At 68.1% G+C, this 23,159-nt stretch carries 20 protein-coding genes and 1 pseudogene; 11 read left to right on the top strand and 10 right to left on the bottom strand.

Annotated features, from left to right (window positions below):
* Positions 1-35 precede the first annotated feature (35 nt).
* Together ACVCAG_RS04535 and ACVCAG_RS04530 are read right to left on the bottom strand one after the other, a co-directional pair.
* On the bottom strand, positions 36-524 hold the full coding sequence (locus ACVCAG_RS04535; RefSeq protein WP_447189480.1) for a hypothetical protein: 489 nt from the start codon (positions 522-524) through the stop codon (positions 36-38).
* Positions 525-672: 148 nt separating this feature from the next.
* Positions 673-1,278, bottom strand: a complete 606-nt coding sequence (locus tag ACVCAG_RS04530) for an NAD(P)H-dependent oxidoreductase (RefSeq protein ID WP_440081743.1) — start codon at positions 1,276-1,278, stop codon at positions 673-675.
* A 152-nt stretch (positions 1,279-1,430) separates the two neighbouring features.
* Here ACVCAG_RS04530 and ACVCAG_RS04525 point away from each other — a divergent pair, with 152 nt between their 5' ends.
* From ACVCAG_RS04525 to ACVCAG_RS04510, 4 genes and pseudogenes are all read left to right on the top strand, one after another.
* Positions 1,431-2,285 carry an MmyB family transcriptional regulator gene (locus ACVCAG_RS04525; protein WP_440081744.1) on the top strand — a complete coding sequence of 285 codons (855 nt, stop codon included), beginning with the start codon at positions 1,431-1,433 and terminating at the stop codon, positions 2,283-2,285.
* 333 nt (positions 2,286-2,618) lie between these two features.
* Positions 2,619-3,320, top strand: coding sequence for a hypothetical protein (locus tag ACVCAG_RS04520; RefSeq protein ID WP_447189479.1), 702 nt, complete (start codon positions 2,619-2,621; stop codon positions 3,318-3,320).
* A 48-nt stretch (positions 3,321-3,368) separates the two neighbouring features.
* Positions 3,369-3,623: pseudogene (locus ACVCAG_RS04515) on the top strand (sigma factor-like helix-turn-helix DNA-binding protein); the annotation flags it as partial.
* 13 nt (positions 3,624-3,636) lie between these two features.
* Positions 3,637-4,035, top strand: a complete 399-nt coding sequence (locus tag ACVCAG_RS04510) for an SDR family oxidoreductase (protein ID WP_447189478.1) — start codon at positions 3,637-3,639, stop codon at positions 4,033-4,035.
* Positions 4,036-4,044: 9 nt separating this feature from the next.
* On the opposite strand, the gene ACVCAG_RS04505 is transcribed toward ACVCAG_RS04510, so the two are convergent.
* Both ACVCAG_RS04505 and ACVCAG_RS04500 read right to left on the bottom strand, forming a co-directional pair.
* Complete coding sequence (locus tag ACVCAG_RS04505) at positions 4,045-4,884, bottom strand: GNAT family N-acetyltransferase (RefSeq protein WP_447189477.1); 840 nt, start codon at positions 4,882-4,884, stop codon at positions 4,045-4,047.
* 186 nt (positions 4,885-5,070) lie between these two features.
* The gene (locus ACVCAG_RS04500) at positions 5,071-6,024 is read right to left on the bottom strand and encodes a sigma-70 family RNA polymerase sigma factor (RefSeq protein ID WP_440081749.1); all 954 of its coding nucleotides are present in this window, start codon (positions 6,022-6,024) and stop codon (positions 5,071-5,073) included.
* A 161-nt stretch (positions 6,025-6,185) separates the two neighbouring features.
* Here ACVCAG_RS04500 and ACVCAG_RS04495 point away from each other — a divergent pair, with 161 nt between their 5' ends.
* Entirely contained in the window at positions 6,186-8,435 is a 2,250-nt protein-coding gene (locus tag ACVCAG_RS04495; protein WP_447189532.1) for a GH92 family glycosyl hydrolase, read from the top strand.
* Positions 8,432-9,706, top strand: a complete 1,275-nt coding sequence (locus ACVCAG_RS04490) for a glycosyltransferase (protein ID WP_440081750.1) — start codon at positions 8,432-8,434, stop codon at positions 9,704-9,706. Before ACVCAG_RS04495 ends, ACVCAG_RS04490 begins: the two co-directional genes overlap by 4 nt.
* A 154-nt stretch (positions 9,707-9,860) precedes the next feature.
* Here ACVCAG_RS04490 and ACVCAG_RS04485 read toward each other — a convergent pair whose 3' ends face one another.
* Entirely contained in the window at positions 9,861-10,541 is a 681-nt protein-coding gene (locus ACVCAG_RS04485; protein ID WP_440081751.1) for a hypothetical protein, read from the bottom strand.
* Between the two features lie 302 nt (positions 10,542-10,843).
* Positions 10,844-11,323, bottom strand: coding sequence for a DinB family protein (locus ACVCAG_RS04480; RefSeq protein ID WP_447189531.1), 480 nt, complete (start codon positions 11,321-11,323; stop codon positions 10,844-10,846).
* A gap of 180 nt (positions 11,324-11,503) precedes the next feature.
* On the opposite strand from ACVCAG_RS04480, the gene ACVCAG_RS04475 reads away from it, so the two are divergent.
* The 3 genes from ACVCAG_RS04475 to ACVCAG_RS04465 all read left to right on the top strand — a co-directional run bounded on the left by ACVCAG_RS04475 (position 11,504) and on the right by ACVCAG_RS04465 (position 14,861).
* Entirely contained in the window at positions 11,504-13,159 is a 1,656-nt protein-coding gene (locus tag ACVCAG_RS04475; protein WP_447189476.1) for a hypothetical protein, read from the top strand.
* 428 nt (positions 13,160-13,587) lie between these two features.
* Complete coding sequence (locus ACVCAG_RS04470) at positions 13,588-14,016, top strand: hypothetical protein (protein ID WP_440081754.1); 429 nt, start codon at positions 13,588-13,590, stop codon at positions 14,014-14,016.
* A gap of 470 nt (positions 14,017-14,486) precedes the next feature.
* Positions 14,487-14,861 carry a hypothetical protein gene (locus ACVCAG_RS04465; RefSeq protein WP_447189475.1) on the top strand — a complete coding sequence of 125 codons (375 nt, stop codon included), beginning with the start codon at positions 14,487-14,489 and terminating at the stop codon, positions 14,859-14,861.
* A gap of 354 nt (positions 14,862-15,215) precedes the next feature.
* Here the strand turns inward: ACVCAG_RS04465 and ACVCAG_RS04460 are convergent, their stop codons facing one another.
* Positions 15,216-16,913, bottom strand: coding sequence for a hypothetical protein (locus ACVCAG_RS04460; RefSeq protein ID WP_440081755.1), 1,698 nt, complete (start codon positions 16,911-16,913; stop codon positions 15,216-15,218).
* Between the two features lie 415 nt (positions 16,914-17,328).
* Positions 17,329-18,570, bottom strand: coding sequence for a DUF4041 domain-containing protein (locus tag ACVCAG_RS04455; protein WP_447189474.1), 1,242 nt, complete (start codon positions 18,568-18,570; stop codon positions 17,329-17,331).
* A 553-nt stretch (positions 18,571-19,123) separates the two neighbouring features.
* On the opposite strand from ACVCAG_RS04455, the gene ACVCAG_RS04450 reads away from it, so the two are divergent.
* Positions 19,124-20,941: a protein kinase domain-containing protein gene (locus tag ACVCAG_RS04450; protein WP_440081757.1), complete on the top strand. Its 1,818-nt coding sequence runs from the start codon at positions 19,124-19,126 to the stop codon at positions 20,939-20,941.
* A gap of 270 nt (positions 20,942-21,211) precedes the next feature.
* Here the strand turns inward: ACVCAG_RS04450 and ACVCAG_RS04445 are convergent, their stop codons facing one another.
* On the bottom strand, positions 21,212-21,346 hold the full coding sequence (locus ACVCAG_RS04445) for a hypothetical protein (protein ID WP_440081758.1): 135 nt from the start codon (positions 21,344-21,346) through the stop codon (positions 21,212-21,214).
* Between the two features lie 346 nt (positions 21,347-21,692).
* Here ACVCAG_RS04445 and ACVCAG_RS04440 point away from each other — a divergent pair, with 346 nt between their 5' ends.
* The gene (locus ACVCAG_RS04440; protein WP_440089920.1) at positions 21,693-22,259 is read left to right on the top strand and encodes a hypothetical protein; all 567 of its coding nucleotides are present in this window, start codon (positions 21,693-21,695) and stop codon (positions 22,257-22,259) included.
* A gap of 9 nt (positions 22,260-22,268) precedes the next feature.
* On the opposite strand, the gene ACVCAG_RS04435 is transcribed toward ACVCAG_RS04440, so the two are convergent.
* A complete protein-coding gene (locus ACVCAG_RS04435; RefSeq protein WP_440089921.1) occupies positions 22,269-23,105 on the bottom strand; it encodes an IS5 family transposase in 837 nt (278 codons plus the stop codon).
* Positions 23,106-23,159: the final 54 nt, after the last annotated feature.

Genomic DNA, 23,159 nt, shown 5'->3' with positions numbered 1-23,159 from the left:
TGATCCTCGTCCGTCCGCTCAGGGCTCACGGAGCCTCAGGCCCCCATGGCCGCCCGGCGGATTCTGGCCGCGCCGTACTCGCCGGGCGCGAGGCAGCAGGGACACGGACGTCTGCCGTGGGCTTTGGGCATGTATCTCCAGCCGGTCACCCGGTTCACGGCGCGGACGCGGTGGATCTCCTTCGCGGTGATCGCCCGGGGGATGAAGACCTCGTACCCCCGGGCGTCGTCGCACCCGGCGATCAGGGCGGCGGCCTCGGCGCTGGGGAGCCGCTCGTGCTCCCACCCGTAATGGCCCACGAACACCGGCTCGTCGTCGGGCACCCGGAAGTCGACGGCCGTCAGCGTACGGCGCCCACCGCGCTTCAGCTCGCGGACCCACTGGTGGGTGAGCTGGTAGGAGGGCAGGACCGGCAGGCAGAACAGCCCCGGCAGGCCGTCGCGACCGCGGCTTCGCGCGCCGATTCCGGCCCGCCGCACCGATCGGATGTTCTTCGCCGCCGTGAGATGGACGAACATTGTCATGCGGTCACCCCTCCGGGATATGACGTCCGGTCTTCCAGAAGCGCCCCACCTCCTCCGTCAAGGCCCATGAGATCCGTGAAGATCGGCCGGAGCGTGACGGCAGCCTAACCCGGCGTACGGCTGCGGCAAACGGCTTTTCCGGCGGGCCCTACCCCGCGACGGCGCGCGGGCGGTCGCGGCGGGCGTCGTGCAGGACCGAGCCCCACCAGAGAAGCTGGTCGAGCAGCGCCTTCGCGGCGCGCTCGGGGCCCTCGGGATCCTTGAGGGCGCCGTCGGGGCCGAACAGCTCGTAGTACCGGGGGAAGGTGACGTAGTCGCGGACCGTGTGGGCGTGCAACTCTCCGAAGACCTGGCGCAGCTGCTCCACCGCCAGGAGGCCGCCGCTCCCCCCGCTGTAGCCGACGAAGCCGATCGCCTTCGCCTCCCACTCGGTGTAGTGCCAGTCGATGGCGGCCTTCAGCGAGGCCGGGAAGCTTCGGTTGTACTCCGGCGTCACCACGACGATCGCGTCGGCCGCCCCGATCCGCCGGGTGAGGTCCGCCATCTCCGCCGGACGGGCCATGTCGGGTTGGAGCGCCGGCGGCAGGGGCGGCAGTTCGAGCGGCAGCGGCGTGTCCGCCAGGTCGATGAGATCCACCGTGAACCGGCCGTCGCGCTCGGCCCGCTCGGTGAACCAGTTCGCGACCACCGGGCCGAACCTGCCCTCCCTGACGCTGCCGATGATCACTGCGAGGTTGAGGGTCTCACTGGGCATGGTTGTGCTCCCTGTCGGGGATTCGAGGTCCGAGGTGACCGTGAAGGTCACGTTCCTCAACCTGCCGGGCGGCGCGGAGACCAGGAAGACCGGGCCAAGACTGGTAGTGGCAGGGCCACGACCCCGGCGGCCACGGCTGTTACGTTCGAAACGTGAGCGACAACGAGCTGGGCATGTTCCTGCGCATCCGCCGCGAAGCCGTCACCCCCGCCGAGGTGGGACTGCCCACCGGCCCCCGCCGCCGCACACCGGGCCTGCGCAGGGCAGAGCTGGCCACGCTCGCCGGAGTCAGCGTCGAGTACCTGACCCGGCTCGAACAGGGACGCGACCGCCACCCGTCCGCGCCCGTGCTCTCCGCGCTGGCCACCGCGCTACGGCTCACCACGAGCGAACGCGTCCACCTGCACCGGCTCGCCAAGTCGGCCGACGGCGGCTTCACCTGCATGGGCGCCACGACGCCGGCCCGCGCGGTCCGCCCCACCGTGCGGGCACTGCTCGACCGGCTGGAGCCCGCCCCCGCCCTGCTGCTCAACCGGCTGAGCGAGATCCTCGCCTGGACGGCGGGCTACGAACGGCTGGCGGGACCGATCGGCCTGCTGGACGGCAGCCCGCCGAACCTCGCCCGTTTCGTGTTCACCGACAGCCGGGCGCGGACCGCCTATCCCGACTGGGACCATGTCGCCGACGAGCAGGTCGCCGCTCTCAAGCAGGGGCCGTTCCGGGCGGACTGGCACGTCGCCACGTTGGCCGACGAGCTGGCCGTCACCGCCGGGGCGGCTTTCGCCGGGCGGGTGGACACCCTGCCCGGCCTCCCGAAGTCCAGCGGCGTCACGCGGCTGGTCCACCCCGACGCGGGTGAGCTGCGCCTGGCGTACGAAACCCTCGAACTGCCCGCCGACGACGACCAGCGCCTCGTCGTCCATCTCCCCGCCGACAGCGCCACCTCCACCGCGCTCGACCGCCTCACCGGCCGCCACCCGGGCGCCCTGCGCGCGGTCTCCGGCTGACACGGAGCACGCCGCCACCGGTACGGGCCGGGTGAGCACGCGAGGACGCCGCCGGACGGCCTCCTCCGGGGCGCGGCGGAACAGCCTCGACGGCCTCTCGTGTGAACGACGGCCCCGCGGGCCTTTCCGGCCACGCCGCCCGGGTCGGGGGCCCTACCAGCGTGGCTCCCTCCGTTGTGCGCCCCAACCGACATAATCGAGACGATCAGCCTGGTCAGGCCCCACATGTGACGTCCTCATCCGGGGCGTCCCCGGGCAGGCCCCCTCCACCGGCACCCATGTCACACCGCGTGACGACCGTACAGCGACCCGGGCGTCCGGCAGGAGGAACGCATGCGTCTCGCCATACGAATCGCAGTCGCGGCCGTTCTCACGGCGGGCCCGAGCAGCCCGGCCGGACCGGCCGCCCCGTCCCCTCCCCCGCCCGGTCCCGCCCCCGCGCGTGCACCCGCCGCCACGGTCCCCGGGCGTGCGCCCGCCGCCACGGGCGACGTCGACGTCGCCCCCACGCCTGCCGTCGCGCCCGGCGCCACCCCCACGCCCATGGCCACCCCGACCCCGGTGGCCAGTGCCAGTTCCAGTTCCGGTGCCACCGCGACCGCGACCCTCACCACCAGGACCGACCACAGCGTCTCGCTGCCCGGCCTGGGCGGCAGGAACACCATCCCCTCGTGGCTGAGGAGGGTCCCCTCGCTCCGCGTCCTGCCCCTGTGGCCCCGCCAGGCCAGCCACGTCCGGATATTCGTGCACTGCCCGCCGAAGTCGAACCACGCGCTCATCGGCTCCACCGCGTTCAACCTGAAGGGGTCGAGACGCCTATACCGGGAGGTGGGGCTTGGTCTCTCCGACCGGGGGCTGGGGCACCGCGCCGCGTCCATCTCCTACTTCGCCCTGCCGGGGTTCCACGAGGCGTGCCTGAAGTGCGTGAAGGTCACGATGAACCAGCAGACCCGCATCCGGCGGATCCGGGTGCTCGGCCGCGACTCCACCCCCCTCTACGTGCGAAGGTTCAGCATCTGGCAATTCTTCGACTAGCGCGCACTCCCTCCCCGCCCGTGGGGGCTCGCCGGGAACTGCCCACCGATTTCAGCCCGGGAGCCGCGCCGCTCGCCGAGACCTGGTGGGTCGAGCCGTACCCCGACGAGAGACCGGGCCCCGAGGCTCGCTACGTGGCGCGCGAGGGGATGGAACCTGGCCTTCGTCGCCGCGCTCCAGCACCTGTCGGCCCGCCAGCGGGCCGTCCTGGTCCTGCGTGAGATGCTCGGATTCTCGGCGCGCGAGGTCGCGGACCTGCTGGACACCACGGTCGCGTCGGTCAACAGCGCGCTGCAACGCGCCCGCAAGACCCTCGGTGCCCGGCGTCCCGGCACCGGCCCGCGCTCCCCGGGCGGCGAAGGGCTCCGGGAGCCGGCGGACCGGTACGCGACCGCGTGGGAGGCCGGGGACGTCGAGGCCGTCGTGGCGATGCCGACCGACGACGCCAGGTACGCGATGCCGCCAGCTGGCCGCCGAGCTCGGACCGTACGGGATCCGCGTCGTCACCCTGCGGACCGGTGGCCTGCCCGAGACGATCCCGGCGGACCTCGACCAGCGCGAGGTCATCGAGCGGGACATCGTCGGGCAGACCCTGACCGGGCGAGCCGCGTCACTGGAGGACGTCGGCAACGCGGCCGTCTTCGCCGCCTCCGACCTGGCCCGCGCCGTGACGAGCGCGGCGATCAACATCACCTGCGGCGCGGTCCCGGACTGACGGGCCGGGTCACGATCCGGCGGCCGGGCCGGTGTCCGGCCGCCAGATCCAGTTCCGCCGGTTGTACAGCGGCCGCAGCCCGGCCGCGAGCATGTTGTTCAGCGACGGATTGGCCGAGCCCTTCGCCGGCAGCCCGGCCTCGGCGACGAGCCGGCGGCAGCCCGCGTTCTCGGCCTCCTCGGCGCGGGCCGCCAGCAGGGCCGACTGCGCGCCGCGGTTGCGGTGGCTGGGCAGCGTCGAGGCGGCGTTCAGGGAGCCGATCTCCCCGTGGACGAAGAGATTGGCTCCGGCGACCATCTCGTCGCCGTCCCAGACCGCGAACGGCCGGAAGGCCGGGTGCTCGACGCTCGCCGCCAGCATCTCGGCGAGTCCCTCCTCGGGCATGCCGAACCCCCGCAGGACGACAGAAGCCCACTCCGCGGCGGCGGCGGGACCGACCGGCCCGACGCGCATCTCGGTCCGGCCCGGCCGGAAGGCGTCGATCGGGCACGCCAGCTTCACCCAGGACGAGCCCGGAATGATGCCGTGGCCGGCGCGAATGTCGTCCCAGTCCGGCGGCAGCGCGTCCGGAGCGATCTGGATGACCGCCCCCTTGCTGTCCTCCGCGCGGTAGAAGTCCACCACGCGGTCGACGAGGTCGCGAGTGATCGGCTCCTCGAAGCCGAACCCGAGCGCCTTGCTCCAGTAGCCCGTCACGTCGTGTCGCATCGACAGGGCGACACCACCGCCGATCCGCGCGGTGGTGATCCCGAGCAGGGACGCGGCGGGGGGCGGTGCGGACGATTCGTACTGGTACATGAACTCCGCCTCGACGCCTTCGGCGAGAGCGGTCAACCGGTCCTGCGACATACTGTTTCCCCTCGGATGCATCGGATGCATCGGATCCCTCGATATCCCCCATGGCCGCGTCTCGCGTTCGCGCGACTCGCGCCCCGGGGCCTCACGCCTGCAAGATGCACCGGCCACCCCGGAAGTTCGATCCGTCCGCGAATTCACGGGAACCGGCCACACACCGCCGTACCTCGCCGTGACGGATCAGCGCGACGCACCCGGGACACCGGCGTCGCGCGGGAGATGGAACAGCCGGAACCGCCGTACCCGGCCCGCCTCCAGGAACTGCACCCACACGGCCGCCGGCGGGCAGTGGAAAGGGTCGTCGGGCGGGTTTATCAGGTCGGTCTCCCAGATGACCACCTCACGACCGGCCACGACATTGGTCAGGCGCTGGTGCACGCCATCGTCGAGATCGCGGTCCATCGCCCGTACGAGGTAGTCGAAGCCCTTCGTGCGCCGGCCCCGGGACCAGGTGATGTCCACCTCCGGGGACCAGTGCGCCGCCAGGGCCTCGGCGAACGAGCCGCGGCGCGCGGCCCGCAGCGTCTCCTCGGCCTCCCTGCGGCGCGCCTCGGTCAGCACCGCCACGTCGTCGTGTGCCAGGCTCGCGGTCGCCAGCAGGGCCTCGGACAGTTTGGCGCGCGCCTGGTTGAGTCGGCTGCGCACCGTGCCGACCGGCACCGCGCACAGTTCCGCGATGTGCTCGTAGGCCGTCACGTCGGTGAAGTAGCGCAGCATCGTCACCAGCCGCAGGTTCGGGGACAGCTCCTCCATCGCGCTCCAGACCCAGTCCCGCGTGGCGTACCGGTCCAGGAGCTCCCCGGGATCGGGCTCACCACGCGGCAGCACCAGCGACTCGAGATCGTCGACCGGCACCGCCTTCCTGCTCCGAAGGTGCATCCGGCAGACATTGCGGACGATCGCCCGTAGCCACGGCGCCACCGCACGCGGATCCCGGACGTCCCCGATACGGCGCAACGCGACCAGGACGGCCTCCTGGACGGCGTCCTCGGCCTCGGGGACATGGCCCAGGACGCCCAGCGCCACCGCGCGCATGTCCGCCTGGTGTCGAGCCAGCAGCAGCCCGAGAGAGCCGACGTCACCGGCCTGCGCCTCGCGGACTAGATCAACCTCTGCCGGCGCCGCGTCTCCCATGCCCGCGAGGCTACCCAGGGCCTTCCCACCAGCGGTAAAGGGTGCCGTCGGCGCGCCCGGCGAGAGATCGAAACCGGCGTGGATCACCCCACGAGGCTTTTCGCACCTGCGGACACAGGATTTCACCTCGCCGAAACCTAACAGGACATCACGCTGGGTAGATTTCCGCCATCCTCGACAACGTTGACCCCTTCATCGGCGTAGCGGCCACCGACCTGCCTCGGGCACACGGTCTGGCCGCCACCTGGTGGTGGCCGAAACCCCAGGTGGGCAACACCCACCCGGGTGCCACCTCGCCGCTGGGCATGGTGTCGGCCTGCGCCTACTCCGGCGCGTACCCGACCGGCTACGGACGGTACACCAAGAACACCGAGGGCGTACCCGAGGAGATGTTCGGGCGACTGCAGGCGTCCGGGTTCAGTCATTTCCAGCAGTCCGGCACCGGCGCGATCCGCAAGTACTACAACTACGTCCGGGTCACCCCGATGGTGCAGCCGCTGGACGCGCTGGGGGAGGCCTGGCCGCTGCGCGACGAGGTGGCGGAGGCGGGCTACTACGCGGCCACCCTGGACACCGGGGTCCGCTGCGAGCTCACCGTGGGCACCAAGGTCGCCGTTCATCGATACACGTTTCCCGAGCACGGCAGCGCCCGCGTAGTGATCGACCTGTCCTGCGGTGGCCTGGCCATCGAGCACGGCCGTACCGTGCCGTTGCGGGCGCAGGTGGAGAGCATGGGCCACGGCCGGGCCCAGGGCACGGTGGTGATGGAGGGCGTCCCGCTGTCGGTGTACCTGGACGTCGACAGCCCGGGCTGGCGGCAGATGCTCTGGTACGACCGCCGGCTCATCGACGGCGGTACCCGCCTGGACTTCGACAGCATCCGGCACACCACGCTGCGGCCTTTCGGCATGCTCTTCATGGGCCCGGCCGAGGCGGGGCAGACGATCGAGGTGCGGCTCGGGTTCTCGCTGCGCGGATGCGACCAGGCGCGGCAGAACCTGGAGAGCGAGTGCGGGCACTCGCGGCCGGCGTTCGACGCGGTACGTTCCCGGACCAGGGCGCGCTGGGGCGACCACCTCGGCCGCGTCCAGGTCGAGGGTGGCACGCCGGCCCGGCGCACCGTGTTCGCGACGGCGCTCTACCATTCGCTGATCAAGCCGTGCTTCGCCGACGACGAGAGCCCGTTCTGGCCGACCCCCGGACCGTTCGCGTTCGACGTGTGCACCATGTGGGACATCTACAAGACGCAGTTGCCGCTGCTCGCGGCCATCGTCCCGGACCGGGCCGCGGACCTGCTGGAGTCGCTGATCCGGGTCTGCGAGGAGGAGGGCAACTTCCCCGTCGGCTACCGGATGGCCCGCGGCGCCGACCGGTTCTACCGCCAGGCCAGCGCGCTCGCGCACACCGCGCTGGCGGACGCCCACGCCCTCGGCCGGGCGGGCCTGGACTGGAACTGGGCGCTCGTGCACATGGTCGACGACCTTCGCCGCCTGTACGGCGAGGACTTCTTCGAGCACGGGGTGGTGCACCCGATCACCCACACCCTCGACCTCGCCTACGGCCACCACTGCACGGCACAGGTCGCCCGGGCGATGAACGACCGGCGCCTGGCCGACGACCTCGAAGACCGCGGCCGCCAGTGGTCCAACGCCTTCGACCCGGGCACGGGACTGCTGCGCGACTCGGAGTTCTACGAGGGCGGCAAGTGGAACTACTCGTTCCGGCTGCTGCACGACATGGCCGCGCGGATCGCCCTGGCCGGCGGCGACCGGGCCTTCGTCGGCATGCTGGACAGGTTCTTCGGCTTCGGTGCCGCACCGGTGACACAGCCCGGCCTGCGCCCCCAGGCCGCGGAGATGGCGGCCGGATACGCCCTGAACCGGTTCGAGGGGTTGAACAACGAGCCCGACATGGAAGCCCCCTGGGCCTACCACTACGCGGGGCGGCCCGACCGTACGGCCCGGGTGGTCCACGCGGCGCTGACCTGGCAGTTCGGCACCGGGCCCGGCGGGCTGCCCGGCAACGACGACTCCGGCGGCCTGAGCTCCTGGTACGTCTGGGCCTCGCTGGGGCTGTTCCCGATCGCCGGGCAGAACCTGTTCCTGGTCAACGCGCCCGCGTTCGCCAGGTCCGTGCTCCGGACCGGCGGCGGCGAGTTCGTCGTCGAGACCAGCGGGCACCGCGAGACGCCGATCGGTGTCGACGGCGTCGATCGCGACCTGCCGGCGCAGTACGTCCAGTCGGCGACCCTCGACGGCAGGCCTCTGCACGCGACGCACCTGAGCGCCGCCACCGTACACCGGGGCGGCGTGCTGCACCTGCGGCTGGGCCCGGAGCCGTCGGGGTGGGGGCGGGAGGCCCGCCCGCCGTCCCTTTCCGATCCTCCCGCCGAACCGAAGGAAGCACGATGACCAACCCTCGCCGCCGTCTCGTCATCGTTGTCAGAGCCGACCCGGTCATCTGCGGCCACTCCGGCGAGGCTCGTAACCTCGCCGAGGTGGCGCTGACCCGCGGTTTCGACGACGTACGGCTGTTGACCTGGACGATTCCGACGCTGCGGGCGGCCGGGCTGCCTCTCAAGCCGCTCGACCGGCTGCTGCCGTACAGCGCCGGGATCACCGTGGAGCGTCCGGAGGCGGTCGGGGACTACCGGGTGCCGGACGGGCGCCACCAGGCCGGCCTCACCGGCCGCCTCGTCGAGCTGCTCGCCGAACCGGTGCCCACGACCTGCCTGTCCATGTACACCGTCCCGCACGCCTCGGTGGTCGTGGACGCGGTCGCGGCCGCGCGCGCGGCCGGGTTCGCGCCCGACGTGCACACCGTCGCGAAGGCGGTCGGCTCCGACGTGACCAACGTGATCCGGTCGTGCCTGCGGGAAGGCCGGTTCGGCGCGGCGACCGTGCTGTTCACCACGTTCCTGGCCAACGACGAGGTCGTCGCGGTCTCCGAGTACACCCGGGAGGAGATCGTCGCCTCGGCCGAGCAGGTGGACGCCCACTGCGGCACCACGTTCGCCGAGCAGTGCCGGCGCCGCGTGACCGTCAGCTACCCGCCGATCGACTCCGCCGCCTTTCTCGACCTGGACCCGGCGCACGTGGACGCCGCCCTCGCGGAACGCGGGCTGGAGCGTGACGGGTACATCCTGTTCCTGTCCCGGGTGACCCCGGCCAAGGGCATCGACGACCTGCTGACCGCCTTCGGCCGGATGCGCTGCCGGTCACGCGTGAAACTGGTCGTCGCCGGCACCGGGCCCGCCCTGGAGGAGGTGCGGGCGATGGCCAAGGAGGACGACCGGGTGGTGATCCTCACCGATGTCGACGACCACGAGAAGCCGATGCTCATGCGCGGCTGCGCGGCCTACGTGCTGCCGACCAGGCCCGAGCCCGACTTCGTGGAGACGTTCGGCATCGCCCTGGCCGAGAAGATGCTCGCCGGCGGTGGACCGATCGTCACCACCATGACGGGCGGGACCCTGGAGGCGGTCGGCGACACCGCCGTCATCGTCGAGCCCAGGGACATCGGCGGCCTGGCCGCGGCCGTGGACCGGGTGGTCCTGGACATGCCCGCCGCCGAGCGGCGGGACCTGGAACTCCGCGCTCGCACCCGCGCGATGGCCTTCGACCGGACCGCGGTGTTCGACGACCTGTTCCCCCAGGAGGTGCTCGCCGCCGGGGCCCGCTGACCTCGACACGGCCCCGCCGGCCCGTGGTCCCCCGGCCGCGCCTCGGGCGCCCGTCTCGCCGGTTCGGTTCCGGCCGGGGTGCGATTCCGGTTGCGGTGCGGTTCCGGCCGGGCGGAGTGACGAGGTGGCCGTGAGCCCCCGCCATCGGCCCTCGCTACTCGTCAGGCAGAAGGTACCGCCAGGAGAGCACGAAGAGCGCCCCCGAACCGGTCTTGAAGAGTGACCGGCCGTGCTCCGGCCCGGCGGGCACCGCCTTGGTGATCGCGCTCACCGTCGCCCCCTCGACGTCCTTGCGCCAGACCGGGTCCACCGTGCCCGAAGGCTCCGGGACCCCCGCGGGCCACGGCGCCGGCGTGCCCTCCGCCGACGCGGCCCCCTCGGCGACCATCCGGACGCGGGTGGCGGCGTAGTCGGTGCCCGAGGCGGCGGCACGGGCCGCCAGGCCGTCCATCAGCTTCTTCGCGTCCGAGAGCTCCTTCGGGTAGAAGCCCGCGACCTGGTCCAGGGCCGGGACCCGGACCTCCAGCATCTTCCCGTCCTTCCCCCGTACCCCGAGGACGGTGGCCGGCACGTCCGTCACCATCGGCGCGCCCGGCCTGGGCGTCGCGGTCGGCGGCTGCCCGGTCAGGTACCTCTCCATCGACGCGACCGTCTCGTCCACCTCCGCACCGGTGAGTCTCAGCTGCCTGCGCGCGTCAACGATCACCAGGCCGTCGCCGTACAGCACCACCCTCGGCGGACGCAGCACGTTCGTGGTCGCGGTCACGAACCCGCCTTCGGAACCCCACAGGGCGACCGGCTTCGCCGGCCCGTCGTCGGCCGGGGTCGCCGACATATCCGCTTCCGCTCCTCCACAGGCCGCGGCCAGCGACAACAGTGCGACAAGTAGGGTCATTCGTAGTCTCATGCCCCATAAACGTACTTTTTCCCCAGGTGGTTCAGCCTGCGTCGTCCGAGGTCAGGCACTTCCACCGGCAGGCGGACGTCGCGCGCCGGCCTCGCCGCGACGGCCGGTCCCGTGCCCGCGGCCGGTCGAGCCCGGCGGGGGCGGAAAGGCAGGGGCGGCGGAACGGCGGGGGCGGCACAGCCCGGCGAACCGGCTCGCCCCCGCCTTCCCAGGACGTCCGATCCGAGATGTCAGCCCATGCTCTTGGCGCCGTCAAGGGATTCGCGGAGGATGTCGGCGTGGCCGGCGTGCTGGGCGGTCTCGGCGATGACGTGCATCAGCACCCTGCGGGCCGACCACCACGCGCCGGGCTCGAACCACGGGGCCTTCGGCAGCGGCTGGGCGGCGTCCAGCCCGGGCAGGGTGGCGACCAGCTCGTCGGTCCGGCGGGCCACCTCGGCGTAGTCGGCCAGCACACCGGCCAGCGTCTCGCCGGGCAACAGCCGGAACTCGTCGGCCCTTCGGGCCCAGTCGGCCTCGGTCATGGTGGCGAAGTCGCCCATCGCCGACGGGCCGTCCAGGATGAAGTCCACCCAGCTCCGTTCGACCGCCGCGACGTGCTTGATCAGTCCGCCCAGGCACAGCTCGCTGGCGGTGGTCCGCAGCCCGGCCTGCTCGTCGGTGAGGTCACGGGTGGTGAAGCGCAGGAAGTGCCGGTGCTTGGCCAGCATCGCCAGCAGGTCGGCGCGCTCACCGGTGACGACGGGCGCGGCCGTGATGTCGCGGGTGGTCAGCTCGTCAACGTTCGTGGTCTCGCTCACGGTCTTCGCCTTCCGTTGTTCCGTCGGTCAGGACCCACGTTAGGCCGGATAGAGGTCACTTTCTGACCTGAATGGCGGAAGAATCAAAACATGGCGAACATCGGCATCCGGATGCTGCGGCTGCTCTCCCCGGACGTGCGGAGTGTCGCGCGGGCGGAGCTACGGGCCGCGGGGCTCGACGTGATCGGACCGCCGGCCGTGACCGCGCCGGCCGACGGGCTCAGCGGGTGGTTGCGGTCCGCCGCCACGGTGCTCGACGGTGACGCCGTCCTCTCCACGATGACGCGGCCGGACTGGACGGTGCTGGCCGCCGAGCATCGGCGGGAGCCCTTCGGCCGCGTGCAGCGCCGTGCCCTGATCGCGCGGCCCGATTGCCCTGACGCGCTGACCGGCGCCCTGCTCACACCGTGGGACTCCCTAGTCGCCGGTCGGCTGGTGGCCCGGCGGCAACCCGTTCCGCGGTGGACGTGGCAGGCCGCCCTGACCCGCATCGGTGAGGTGCGCCCCTCGTTCCTGCGCCATGTGCTCTCGGATGGAACGGTGGAGGAAATGATCATCACCACGCCGCGTCTGGACCTGCTGGTCCGGGCCGTCGACGGCTATGACCACAACCACCACAAGGCGGCACGGACCTTCTGGGAGTGCGTGGGAGGGCTGCTGCGAGATCGACTCGGCACCGACCGGTCCGCCTGGCCGGCAGCCGCCGCGGCGTTGCCGGCCCACCCGGGAACGCTCTCGAACCTGCTCCGCCGGGTCGGGAAGACGCCGAGCCCGGTGCCGGCGGAGCAGGCGGATCTGCGGATCCTGGCTCATGCGCCCGACGCCGTGCTGGCCGATGTGATCGCAGGCCTCCCCGACCCGCTGCTGGCCCACATGGAAAGACGCGACCTCCACCCGCGGCGAACCGGGGGGCACCTCACCTCCATGGTCCTGGACCGGTTCGTCTCGGCCGGAATACCCCCTCGCGCGCTCTTCGCCCGCTGGGCCTGCAACACGCCGGCGTGCACGCCTGCGACACGGGCGTGGGCACACGGGCTGAATCCCCTGCTGGACCGGGCCAACAAGCGTTCAGCCGCGTACGACGTGACACTGCGCCGGCTGCTCGCGGTCGGCTCGTCGCCTCCGGTGGCGGCGTCAGACCTGGTCGGCGCGCTTCGGGCATGCGCCGACCCGATCGAGAGCGAAGCGTTGCTGACATCCGCGCTCGGTGAGAACGGTTCGCCCCCCTGGCGCGAACTCCTCGACGCTCACCGCGATTCGGCGTTGCCGCCGCATCTCCTGTGCGCCCTGGCCGCCCGCGAGGGCTTCCCGGAAACACTCGCCCAGGCGCTGCCCGCCGGCCTGCTCCCCATACTGGCCGGCCAGAGCCCGGCGGCTGCACGCACCGCCGTGACCGCACTGCACCACATCCACAACCCCTGGGGACTCCTCCACCGAATCCGCGCCGCGCGAGTCCTCACCGGCGAAGAGCTGCTGGCGAGGAGTCGCCCCGCCAGGCACATCCTCCAGTACGCCTCCACGTTGCCCACCCTCGCTCTCTCGTCCGAGGACAAGCACGGCGACGACCTCCTCGATCACTGCGCTCGGCTGTTCGACACGGCCGCGCGGTCGGCACCGGCGGGGTTCTGGCCGGCGCTGCTGGAACTGCTACCGGCGTTCGGGGGTACGCTCCCGGAACTGCTCGACGCCGCTGCCGCACACCCCCGCCCCTCCCGCGCGCGACGGCCGGGCGACGCCGGCAGCTGACGTACGCTGCGTGACTGGGTCGATGACGACGAACGAGCGGGCGCCGCCGCGTGCAGGGCCTACGCGTCCGCCCTCCGCGCCATCGACCACCTGCCCGCCGACGATCCGGCCACGGCGATCGCGGCCCGGCCGATCCTTCAGCCCCAATCGGCGGTTCCGCCCCGCGTCGGACGGGCCACCCGACGGCGTCTATCGCGATGACCCTCCACCGCCGCCGTTCGGCCCGTTCCGGCTCGACCGGGGGGTGTTCCTCCACGCGCCGGCACGACTGCCGAAGATTCGCCGGCCATGGCTGCCTGCGATTTACGACGACGTGGAAGCCCGCCGATCCAACCTTCCGTTCAGTTGGTAGGAAGACATCGCTGCCGGCACTGCCGGCAGCGCTCGAGACCCGCCGAGGTCGTTCCGGTCTGTAGGACCATGTCCTCATGTCAGTAACCGAGTTCGCCGGCGTGACGAAGGACGAGGATCGTGGCATCACATCTAAGGGAGGACTGTACGAGTTCTGGACCGAGGAGGGTGCTCACGTCTACCTTCACGACACCGACTTCAGTCGCCTGACCTATGAGCCCGGCAGGTCGCCGACGTTGGAGCTGGAGTTCGTCCACGACCTGCGGTGGACTCCACCTGAACTGTCGAAGACGCCCGTCGTGGTCTTCCGGTTCGAGGCCGTCCGCCTCGTCGAGTGGCACGAGGACCAAGAGGGTCAAGACCGCGTGAACGCTGATCCCGATGCTCCGCCGGGACAGGTCGGGCAGTTCGACTGGGACGGCACCGACATGTTCACACTGGACACCTTCACACTGCGCCTGGTCTTCCACGCGCCGCGAGCAGCGGTGACCGTACGCGCGAAGTAGAGCAGGGAACCCATCACGGCCTGCTTGTTCGGATCTCGAACCTCTTCGTTACGGGGTAGAACACGATCATCCATAGCTGTCTTCCGGACCCGGTGGGGCGGGTCCTCGGGATCCCTCAGTGCATGGTCGTCCAGGTCCTTCCAGCCCTGTTGCCAGCATCCCGATCTCTAGAACATCGAGATCTGATCCGTGATGATAACTGACCTGCGATGATCTCTTAGAAGGTGCTCTGAGCCGGGCTTTTGGCGTTCGCTGGTTCTCGTCGTTTCGTGCTGCTTCTCGTGCCCATGTGCCCTGGGTGTGCCCTGCGCCCTCCGGTCTGGAGGGCCGCCACCGTCGGATCCGGCTGTGCGAAAACCGCTCGATCATGAGACTGAGCGATGGCTACGCTGGCGAGTATCTCGCATCACCTGTCGCTGTCTTCGGTGCTCTTACGGAGCAGGGACGAAACAAGGCAGGAGACCGGTTCTGTGACGATCCCCAAGAAGGGCTCCAGGCTGATCAGCGTCGACGGCATCGCCTATCGCTGGCGAATTCGTCACAAGCCCACGTATTGCCAGGCAAACAGCTGGGGTCCACTGACCTACGCGGTGGAGCCGGCTGAGGGACGGGGGCGGGTTCTCCTGGTGGAGCTCCCCTGTTCTCGACCGGACGCCTGGTACGGGGAGCGAACGATGACCGTACGGCCGGCTCTCGTGGCGGCGACCATACGGAGAGCTCTTGACCGCGGCTGGGATCCATCGCAGGCGGGCAGCGCCTTCACCATCAACCTCACTGAGGGTGATCTGATCGACGCGATGAACGCTCATTCACCCTCCCCCGGGATCCTCTTTAGGCTCATATAGCCGATTCGAAAGACACCCCCTTCAGAAGAGCGATCGCCTCACGCCCCGCATGGCTATCGTGACCTGCCCAAACGATGCAGTTGCCGATCATCTTGTTCTTGATCGTTCCGTACATGCTCCGTGGCGGACGGAGTTATTCAGCGCGGTTCTCCTCATTGCAAGGACACGGCCCTTGTGGACGGCTCTTCGTCCTGATCGGACAACGGATGCAGTCCGACGGAGTGTGATCATGTAAGGCGGTGTCGCTGTACACCACTCCACTGGACATGACCCCGGCAACCTACGGACGGGGCCTTCGGAACGAGCCGGAAGCCCCGCCAGTGGTCACGAAATCGCGGCGATCATGTAATCCGATCAGTCAGCGCATTTGACGCTGTAGGGAACCGCTGGCGTTTCGTAGGTCTCATCGCCGTACTTCATCGCCAGTTTCCAGTGACCGGTCTCGGTCTGCGACGCGTGCCAAGTGTGATCTGCGGGACGTCGCTCAAATTGGGCACCGGTGAATCCGATCGCGGTCGGCGTACCCGACGGGACCCACTGACCGCCCGCCGGCCGCCTGAACCACTGGTATTCGATGTTCCCGGTGAAGCCGTGTCCTCCGATCGTGGCGCGGTTCCTGATCGGTTCACTGGCGCATTCGCCGGAGAAGTCCGACACCATCTCGATCATGGTGAAGTCATGATCGGCGTCGACACAGGCTGAGCTGTAGTTCACCGGCGGGGAGATGCTGTCGTCGTTGTGAATCTTGAGGGCCACGGAACCAAACGTTCCGTCGGTACCGTGTTGGAGCGAGAGCCTGATGACATCCCAACTCCACGGACCGGTGCTGCTGGAGCCCGCCGAGTCGGTGATGCCGACGGGGTTACCGTTGAGCACCCATTCGTAGGTGATGTCGGCAGGGCCGCGCGGGGCGCTGATGGTTCCCGACGCGAGGAGCGGCATCGGCTCGCGGCACGGCTGGTCTCGGTTCCCCGCGAAATGGAGGTCGGTCACCGTGCCGTAAGCTCCCGCGGGGTTGCCATCCCGGCAGTTCACCGTGAACCAGGTCGTGGCCGCGTCGACCGTAGGGCTCAGGATTCTGAGGGTGACCGAGCCGCTGCGCTCCACCTGGTGGTCGTAGGGGATGACGTTCCGCGAACCGGGCTTTCCGGTGAACGTCAGTGTTCCCGAGGGGCCTTTGCCTCCGCGATCATTGATCCACTCGTAGGTCACCGTGGCGGGAATCTTGTTGACTGTCACCTTCCCGACGAAGCGCAACGTCGTCGGGCATGTGCCGCTGTGGGTGATCGTGTCCGGGCTGACGCTCGGCGTCGCCACCAGTGGCCCGGTGTCACAGGTGACGGCATAAGTAGTCCGGCTTGAGACGGAGGCATCGGGGCCGAGGACACGGACGGCTTTCCACCCCCTGCCGCTCCCGGTGACGTTCAGCGTGGTCGAGAGGGTACGGCTGCGTGGCCCACCCGCACCAAAGTCCGCGTACTGGATCGTTCCTTCACCGGTGGCGCTGTCGATCCACCGATAGGCGACGCGCGCCGGTACCCGAGAGACCTGCAACGTCGTGGCGAAACCGACCACCGTCGGACACGGGCCCGAATAGCTGGAGGGTGTGGCACTCACCGAAACGGCAGCCCGGATCGACTCCGACGGTGGATTCATCGGAAGCAGACGCAGGCTGTTGTAGATGGGTTCACGGCCTGTGCATGTCACGGTGAACGGCGCTTTGCTGGAAACTCGCGGATGCGTACCAAGAAGCTGGACTGCCTGCCAACCCTTGGCGTTCCCGTCGAATACCTGCCGGTCTCGCACGGTGGCTGTTTTACCGCCCTGGACTTTGATCGTCTTGACAGCTCCCTTGGTACCGTCGGCACGTACCCAGCGGTAGCGCACCACGCCGGTCCCACGAACGCTGATGCGGGCTGAGAATCCTACGGTGGCGGGGCATTCGGCCTTCTGACGTGCAGGCGACGCCTTCACCCGGGTAACCGATGCCTTCACACCCGCCGATGCCTCCGCCGGCAGCGACACCAGCCCTGAGAACAAGACCAGAACCATGCTCAATAACCACCATGATGACCGCACGTCACATCCCTTTCTCAGGAAATTCTCACGATCATCTACTACATGGCTATACATGCGTCAGGAACAGACATCCAGTCGCACTCTTCGTTATCGGGCTGATGCGAAATTGTCTGGCCATGTTGATAGTTAACCTGGGTGATTTAGGAATCAGTTGGGTCGACCGTTTTCTTCCTCGAAGCTTCTGGGCAGCAGTAGATGCCACGCGGGGGCGGATGAGTCGACCTGTAGGCCGGGTTCTAATTCGGCCTGCCCGTGACCTGCACGCCAGCCAGCGTCCTGCCGTCTGACCTGCGGGAACACTGCTGTTCTTTGACATTGTTCTCCGCCTTCCAACGCCATGTGCCCTCGATGTGCTCTCGGAGCGTGCCGGTCAGGTGCGCGATCCGGCTCAGCCTGCTGCCACCTTCGCGTGAACCGACTGGTGCCACTCCAGAGCCTCGGGAGTATCCCGGTATTCCAGAAGGTGCTGGCCTGCGATCTTCTGCAGCAGGTCCCTGACGTCGGCGGGTGTGGCGTGGAAGAACTCCCGGCGGAGGTTGACCTTGTTGACGCGCCGGTCGCCCAACGCGGCGTGCAACCGCCCCTCAAGCCCGACCGCGTCATCACTGAAGATCAGCGCGTGGGTGTCGAACTTGAACGGCACCGAGGCATCGCCCAGCTCCCGAACGCGATCCTCGGGCTCCAGGCGGCGGGTCATGCCGATCTTGACGACGTCCTCGCCGAACGCGCCGATGTTGGAGATCACATACACGTAGCCGGCCCGGACGTTGGCCTCGCGCGCCTCGACGTCACTGACCGCCGCGCCGATCTCCTCCAGCTTCGCCCTGAGCTCTTCCGCTCCGGCCTCATCCCCCTTGGCCAGCAGCTTCGACAGCGCGGAGCGGTAGTGGGACTCTTCCTTGCGGAGCCTGGCCTTCTCCCGCTCGAACTCTCGCCGCGCGGCCTCCTCCTCGCGCTGCTGCTCCCGCTGGGCACGGGTGCGCTCCTTCTCCTCCTCCTGCTTGGCCAGGTAGTCGGCGGTCAGCTCCAATTCGTAGACCCGCAGCCGGTGGTAATCGCCGCTAACGTGGATGCTCATCGTCTTGCCGAGCTTGACGATCATCTCCACCGCCTTCTCCAGACGATCGACAGCCGACTGCAGTTTGTACGGGCGCATCGTGCGCACGCAGTTGTCGGCCTCGGCGTTGTAGGCACGCAGCATCAGCTTGGAGAAGTCACGCACCATCCGGCGCCCCTCGGCCGCCGACCCGTTGACCTGCCAGCTGGTGGAGCCCAGCACCGCCTTGCCGTCCTTGGACAACTCCTTGATACGCGCCTTGACCTGCGCTAACCGTTCCTTGTAGGCCACCGCGTCACTCAGCGGATGCCGGTACTCATAGACACCGGCCTCCTGCAACAACACGGTCTCCTCGGTCTGCACGATCAGCCGCTCGACCTCACGCAGACGTCGTGTGGCATCCGAGATGGCCGTCTGCAATCCCTGGTGCTCGGCGTGCAGTGCCTCGGTCATCGCGGAGATGCGTATGGCGTCCATGCCGCCCAGCCGCTCGACCCACGCACGCAACTCGGCGTTCTCCGCCTCCAGCTTCTTCTTGCCGCCGAACAGCCCTCCACTGCTGCGCTCCGGCATCGCGGGGATGGGAACGGGCTGCGGCTGCACTGGAGGCGCAGAAGGCGGAGGCGACGGCTGGACAGGAACCCAGAACTCCCAGCCGGGCGGCGCCGGAGGCCACGCCGGATTCGGCTGCCATGCCTCCGGAGGCCGCCAGCCCACAGGAGGAACCGGCCATCCAGGAGGCGAATTGAACCGGTACTCCATCGTCACGCCCTCCTCGACCACGTGCCCCGTCACGACACATGCCACAAGAAGACAGCCACCTTGGCTCATTGGTTTACAACAACTCAATAATTCGCAGAGATGCCCGCCAACGGCAGACACCAGACACAGGGGGCAAATAAGGATCTCTCCCACTCCTAACCGGTGGGTTGCAGAGAGTCATGAAGGTGCACAGGAAATAGGCTAATTTAGGACTTATAGTACGAATTCATCAAAGGGCGCAGTAAATTCTCATACATGGCACGATTCCCGCTCGACACGACAGAGTCGGATGGGATAAAACACCTCTGAACTTTTCCCGCGATTGGCCGGCACTCGCCGCGCTTTCCCTCCTGAACGGAGCCCGGTGAACCAGCACATGCCGGCAACCGTTGCTCTCCGACCGCTCACCGTTGAAGATCCGCCACAGATTGGTCCGTACCGCCTGGTGGGGCGTCTCGGAGCAGGCGGCATGGGAGTCGTCTTCGCGGGCATCGACACCCTCGGGGTTCGCGTAGCCGTCAAACTCATCCATGCCTCATACGCGAGCGACTCGGAGTTCCGCGCACGATTCGCTCGGGAGATCTCCGTCCTCGACCGCGTCAACGGCGCCTGCACCGCGCGAATCCTGGATTCTGACGGGAACGCGGCTCGGCCATGGCTGGCTGCCGAATACGTGCCCGGGCCAACGCTTGAGAGTCATGTCAGAACTCATGGGATGCTCCAGGGCGACGCGTTGTTTGGGCTCGCGGCCGGACTCGCCGAAGCATTGGTGGCCGTGCACGCGGCAGGCGTGGTTCATCGTGACATCAAGCCGTCGAACGTCATCCTCTCGCCGAGCGGCCCTAAGCTCGTCGACTTCGGCATCGCCCGCGCGCTTGACGCGAGTGTTATGACCCGCACCGGTACTCTCGTCGGATCGCCAGGATGGGTGAGCCCCGAAGAGTACGGCGACACATCAGCTGGGCCACCCGCCGATGTCTACGGCTGGGCGATGCTGGTCGTATACGCGGCCACGGGCGCTCCACCCTATGGGGCCGGGCGCCCAGAGGTCCTGGCACTCAAGGTGCTGAACGAAACCGTCGACACCTCTATGCTCCCCAACCTTCTACGTGGCCTGGTCGATAGAGCATTGGCCAAGCTTCCCGAGACACGCCCCTCATCGCGGGAACTGTTGGACATGGCCGCTGAAGCCTGGCAAGCACACCAAGGAAGCCAGGCGATCGACGGTTTCGAGGCGGCCGACAATGTCACGGCTCGGTTGGACCGAACATGGGTTCTTCCCGTCGAAGATCTGAGCTGGCCTGCCGTACCGGCTGCGACACGGAAAGCCCCAAAGAGTCGTCGAACAGGTGCGGTGATCGCGATCGCTGTTGGACTCGCGGCGGTCATCGCCCTGAAGGTGTTACCGGGCGATACAGATGAGCGGAAGCAGCAGCTCGACGTCGCCGCCGTTCCGACCAGCCATCCGAGTTCAACGAACGCAAACCTCACATCGACGCCCACCGCTACAGCAGCCGTGGAGACCGAGCCTTCGCCACCCCAACCAGCCCCGCCACCGAGCACGATTACAGAGTTGGCCGCCGCGATCGAGCTCGCCCTGGAGACCACCCCGGCGGGGACGTTCAGCTTCGAGGGGGGATTCACTCAGAGCAACGCCGGCGGAATAGCCACCGGGCGATTCATGAACCACCTGGCGTACGACGATCTTGACGTAAGCATCAAGTCTTACGAGGGTTTTAGCCGTCGTTATGTGGTCGTGAGCAAGACGGTCTATCCCAAGAACCAGGGTGCGGATGGATCACCCATTGAGAGCATAAATTCGGCGAACCCGGACTGGTATGGGCTTGTCGTTGCCGGTACAGCTGGGCCATCGATCATCCGGGAGGTCGTCTCCAACTCCGCCCGATTGAAACGCAAGGGGCGCAACTACTCCGGGACTCTCGCTATCGAGGACACCAACGGCTCACTTCGACAGTTGCTTAACTCATGGATGGGTAGTGACGTCACCAAGATGAATGCCGACTCGTACATCACCTTCAAACTCATCATCGACAATGAGGATCGACCGAAGAAGTTTGAAATCGCCTGGTGTGTACCAATAACCGATGTAGAGATCTACAAGTCCGTCTTCACGACAACCTACAAGAACTGGACAACTAGCCACAAGATCAAGCAATCGTAGCGGCGGCGGGTGCACTGATCATGGCCCAGACTGACGAGCAGAATGGTGCACATAAGGTGCTGCCGCCGACATGGTTGAGCCGGTGGCGAGAGGTCTTGCCGAGAGCACTTCGATCGAGTTGCCGCCGCACAGGGATCCTTCAGGTTCTGCGGCCATAATCGGCACCCACTTTAGGAGAGTGGGTCAATTTGCTTCGCCATACGCCCTGAACTGCAGAAACATAGTCATGATCTCGTGCAGCAAGATTGATCACCCCGCGTATGTCCCACGTCAGCCGCCGACTACGGCGATCACATCATCCAGTAGATGCCTGGTGATGTCGATAAGCCAGAAGTTCAGCCTGCGGCTGATTTCATGCGTGATAGCGAGCCCCATTTGTTGATCTTGGAGATCTTGATCGCGCACGCGTCTAGGTTCTGGATCAAAGATTATGGAGCGATGACACCTTTCACTGGGACTCGACACCCAGTTCGAAGGGAGTCGAGGCCTCGATCAACCTCAAGCCTGATTACCCGAGCGCGCGTGCTGGTTCGCCAATCAGACAGAAATTATTCTAGCCAGGTCGTATCATCTCGGCTTATCAAGGCGCGGCGGTCGAAGGAGGCCTATGACGCCATTTTTAGAGGAGGCGGACGAGCCAAGGAGCGGGCCCGTTGCGGCGGATGTGTCCGCCATCGGCTCCGACGGGCTTAGAGCGTGTTTGAGAGCGGGCGTTGCAACACCGTGATCTTGGTTGGTGAGACTGGTCGGTGTGCAAGAGCAGGACGGGTGGTGGGCGGCGTTGTCTCCACAGGTTCGTGGTCGGATCGACGAACAACTTCGTCGTCAGCGGCTGATTGAAGCCATCGTGCTGTTGCGGTCCGAAGGTGGGTTTGATCTTGCCCCTGACCTGTATGAGATGCAGAACATGCTGCGGGAGCGATCCGTCTGGTTGGCCGAGCAGGGCTTGGTTGACCTTGAAGAACCGCCCGTGCAGGTTCCACAGCTGATCGGGATGGTCAACGCGATCAGCGAGCCGGTGGTCGCGGTTGAGGTGCTGTGGGACGGAGATACTCAGGGCTGGTTCGTGGAGCTGGTCGCGATCGTGCAACGGCCGGGCCGGTACCATCACCGCTTCGACGAGCGGCCGCTGGCGCTGTTTCGGCGCGGGAGCGACCTGCGCTTGTTCAACGGCGAAGTTCCGCCTTGGCCGGAAGCCGTCGAAGCTGCCGAGAAAGGCCAGGCGGTAGCCCGCAGCCTCGGCGTGCCGTTCCACTTCGCCAGCCCGGACACACCCGATGACGAATCGCCACGCTGGTGGGACTCACAGGCTGCTTGACGAACGTGATCAAGGGCAGCGGAAGACACGTCGACGCTGGCGTTGAGCGGGTCGGCCGTGGGTGATACGTCGGGCCATGCCGGCGATGGCGGCCCAGCGCACGATGGCCTCGGAGACCCCAGAATGGCGTTCGTAGTCGCGGGCTAGTCGGCGGCAGGCGGTCAGCCAAGCCAGAGTCCGCTCCACCACCCAGCGGCGCGGGTGCACCGCGAAACCGCGCTGCTCGGCGGGTTTGCGCACGATCTCCACAGTCGTCTTGAGGATGTCGTGGGCCCAGTCCACCAGACGTCCGGTGAAGCCCTGGTCAGCGAAGACGTACCGGATCGGCGTGGCCAGATAAGTGCCGAGCAGCACGGTTTTGGCGCCGTCGCGGTCTTGTCGGCTCGCCGCCATCACCGCCACCGCGATCAGCAGCCCGCACATGTCGGTGACGATGAACCGTTTACGGCCGTTGACCTTCTTGCCGGCATCGTAACCACGGCTGTCACCGGCAACGGTATCGGCACCTCGTACGGACTGCGAGTCGATAATTCCGGCAGATGGCTCCGGATTGCGGCCCTGCTGGACACGGGCCTTGGTGCGCAGCGCCGCCAGCAGTTTCTCGGTCACGCCAGCGGCTTCCCATCGGGTGAAGTACCAGTACACGGTCTGCCACGGCGGCAGGTCAGCTGGCAGATAGCGCCACGGGCAACCCGAACGCACTACGTACAGAATCGCGTTGACGATCTCCCGACGCGGGTGTTTCTCCTGCCGGCCGTTGGTGTTGGGCTGCGGTAGAAGCGGCTCGATGAGCGCCCACTGGGCATCGGTCAGATCCGACGGGTAACCACGACGAGCAGACGACATCCAGCCCCTCTGCCCGCGCCAGTCATCGATGTCACACCTCTGCGACCCCTATCT

Source organism: Streptosporangium sp. G12 (assembly GCF_052983175.1).
Note: the sequence above shows the minus strand (reverse complement) of the source record. Positions and strands in the feature narration are given on the sequence as shown.

Bases quoted from the DNA above. Each gene is read 5' to 3' on its own strand.
- ACVCAG_RS04435 (WP_440089921.1), bottom strand. From the start codon at position 23,105: ATGTCGTCTGCTCGTCGTGGTTACCCGTCGGATCTGACCGATGCCCAG.
- ACVCAG_RS04520 (WP_447189479.1), top strand. From the start codon at position 2,619: ATGCGTCTCGCCATACGAATCGCAGTCGCGGCCGTTCTCACGGCGGGC.
- ACVCAG_RS04485 (WP_440081751.1), bottom strand. From the start codon at position 10,541: ATGTCGGCGACCCCGGCCGACGACGGGCCGGCGAAGCCGGTCGCCCTG.
- ACVCAG_RS04455 (WP_447189474.1), bottom strand. From the start codon at position 18,570: ATGCCGGAGCGCAGCAGTGGAGGGCTGTTCGGCGGCAAGAAGAAGCTG.
- ACVCAG_RS04475 (WP_447189476.1), top strand. From the start codon at position 11,504: ATGGCGAACATCGGCATCCGGATGCTGCGGCTGCTCTCCCCGGACGTG.
- ACVCAG_RS04505 (WP_447189477.1), bottom strand. From the start codon at position 4,884: ATGTCGCAGGACCGGTTGACCGCTCTCGCCGAAGGCGTCGAGGCGGAG.
- ACVCAG_RS04490 (WP_440081750.1), top strand. From the start codon at position 8,432: ATGACCAACCCTCGCCGCCGTCTCGTCATCGTTGTCAGAGCCGACCCG.
- ACVCAG_RS04500 (WP_440081749.1), bottom strand. From the start codon at position 6,024: ATGGGAGACGCGGCGCCGGCAGAGGTTGATCTAGTCCGCGAGGCGCAG.
- ACVCAG_RS04535 (WP_447189480.1), bottom strand. From the start codon at position 524: ATGACAATGTTCGTCCATCTCACGGCGGCGAAGAACATCCGATCGGTG.
- ACVCAG_RS04470 (WP_440081754.1), top strand. From the start codon at position 13,588: ATGTCAGTAACCGAGTTCGCCGGCGTGACGAAGGACGAGGATCGTGGC.
- ACVCAG_RS04480 (WP_447189531.1), bottom strand. From the start codon at position 11,323: ATGCTGGCCAAGCACCGGCACTTCCTGCGCTTCACCACCCGTGACCTC.
- ACVCAG_RS04530 (WP_440081743.1), bottom strand. From the start codon at position 1,278: ATGCCCAGTGAGACCCTCAACCTCGCAGTGATCATCGGCAGCGTCAGG.
- ACVCAG_RS04460 (WP_440081755.1), bottom strand. From the start codon at position 16,913: ATGGTTCTGGTCTTGTTCTCAGGGCTGGTGTCGCTGCCGGCGGAGGCA.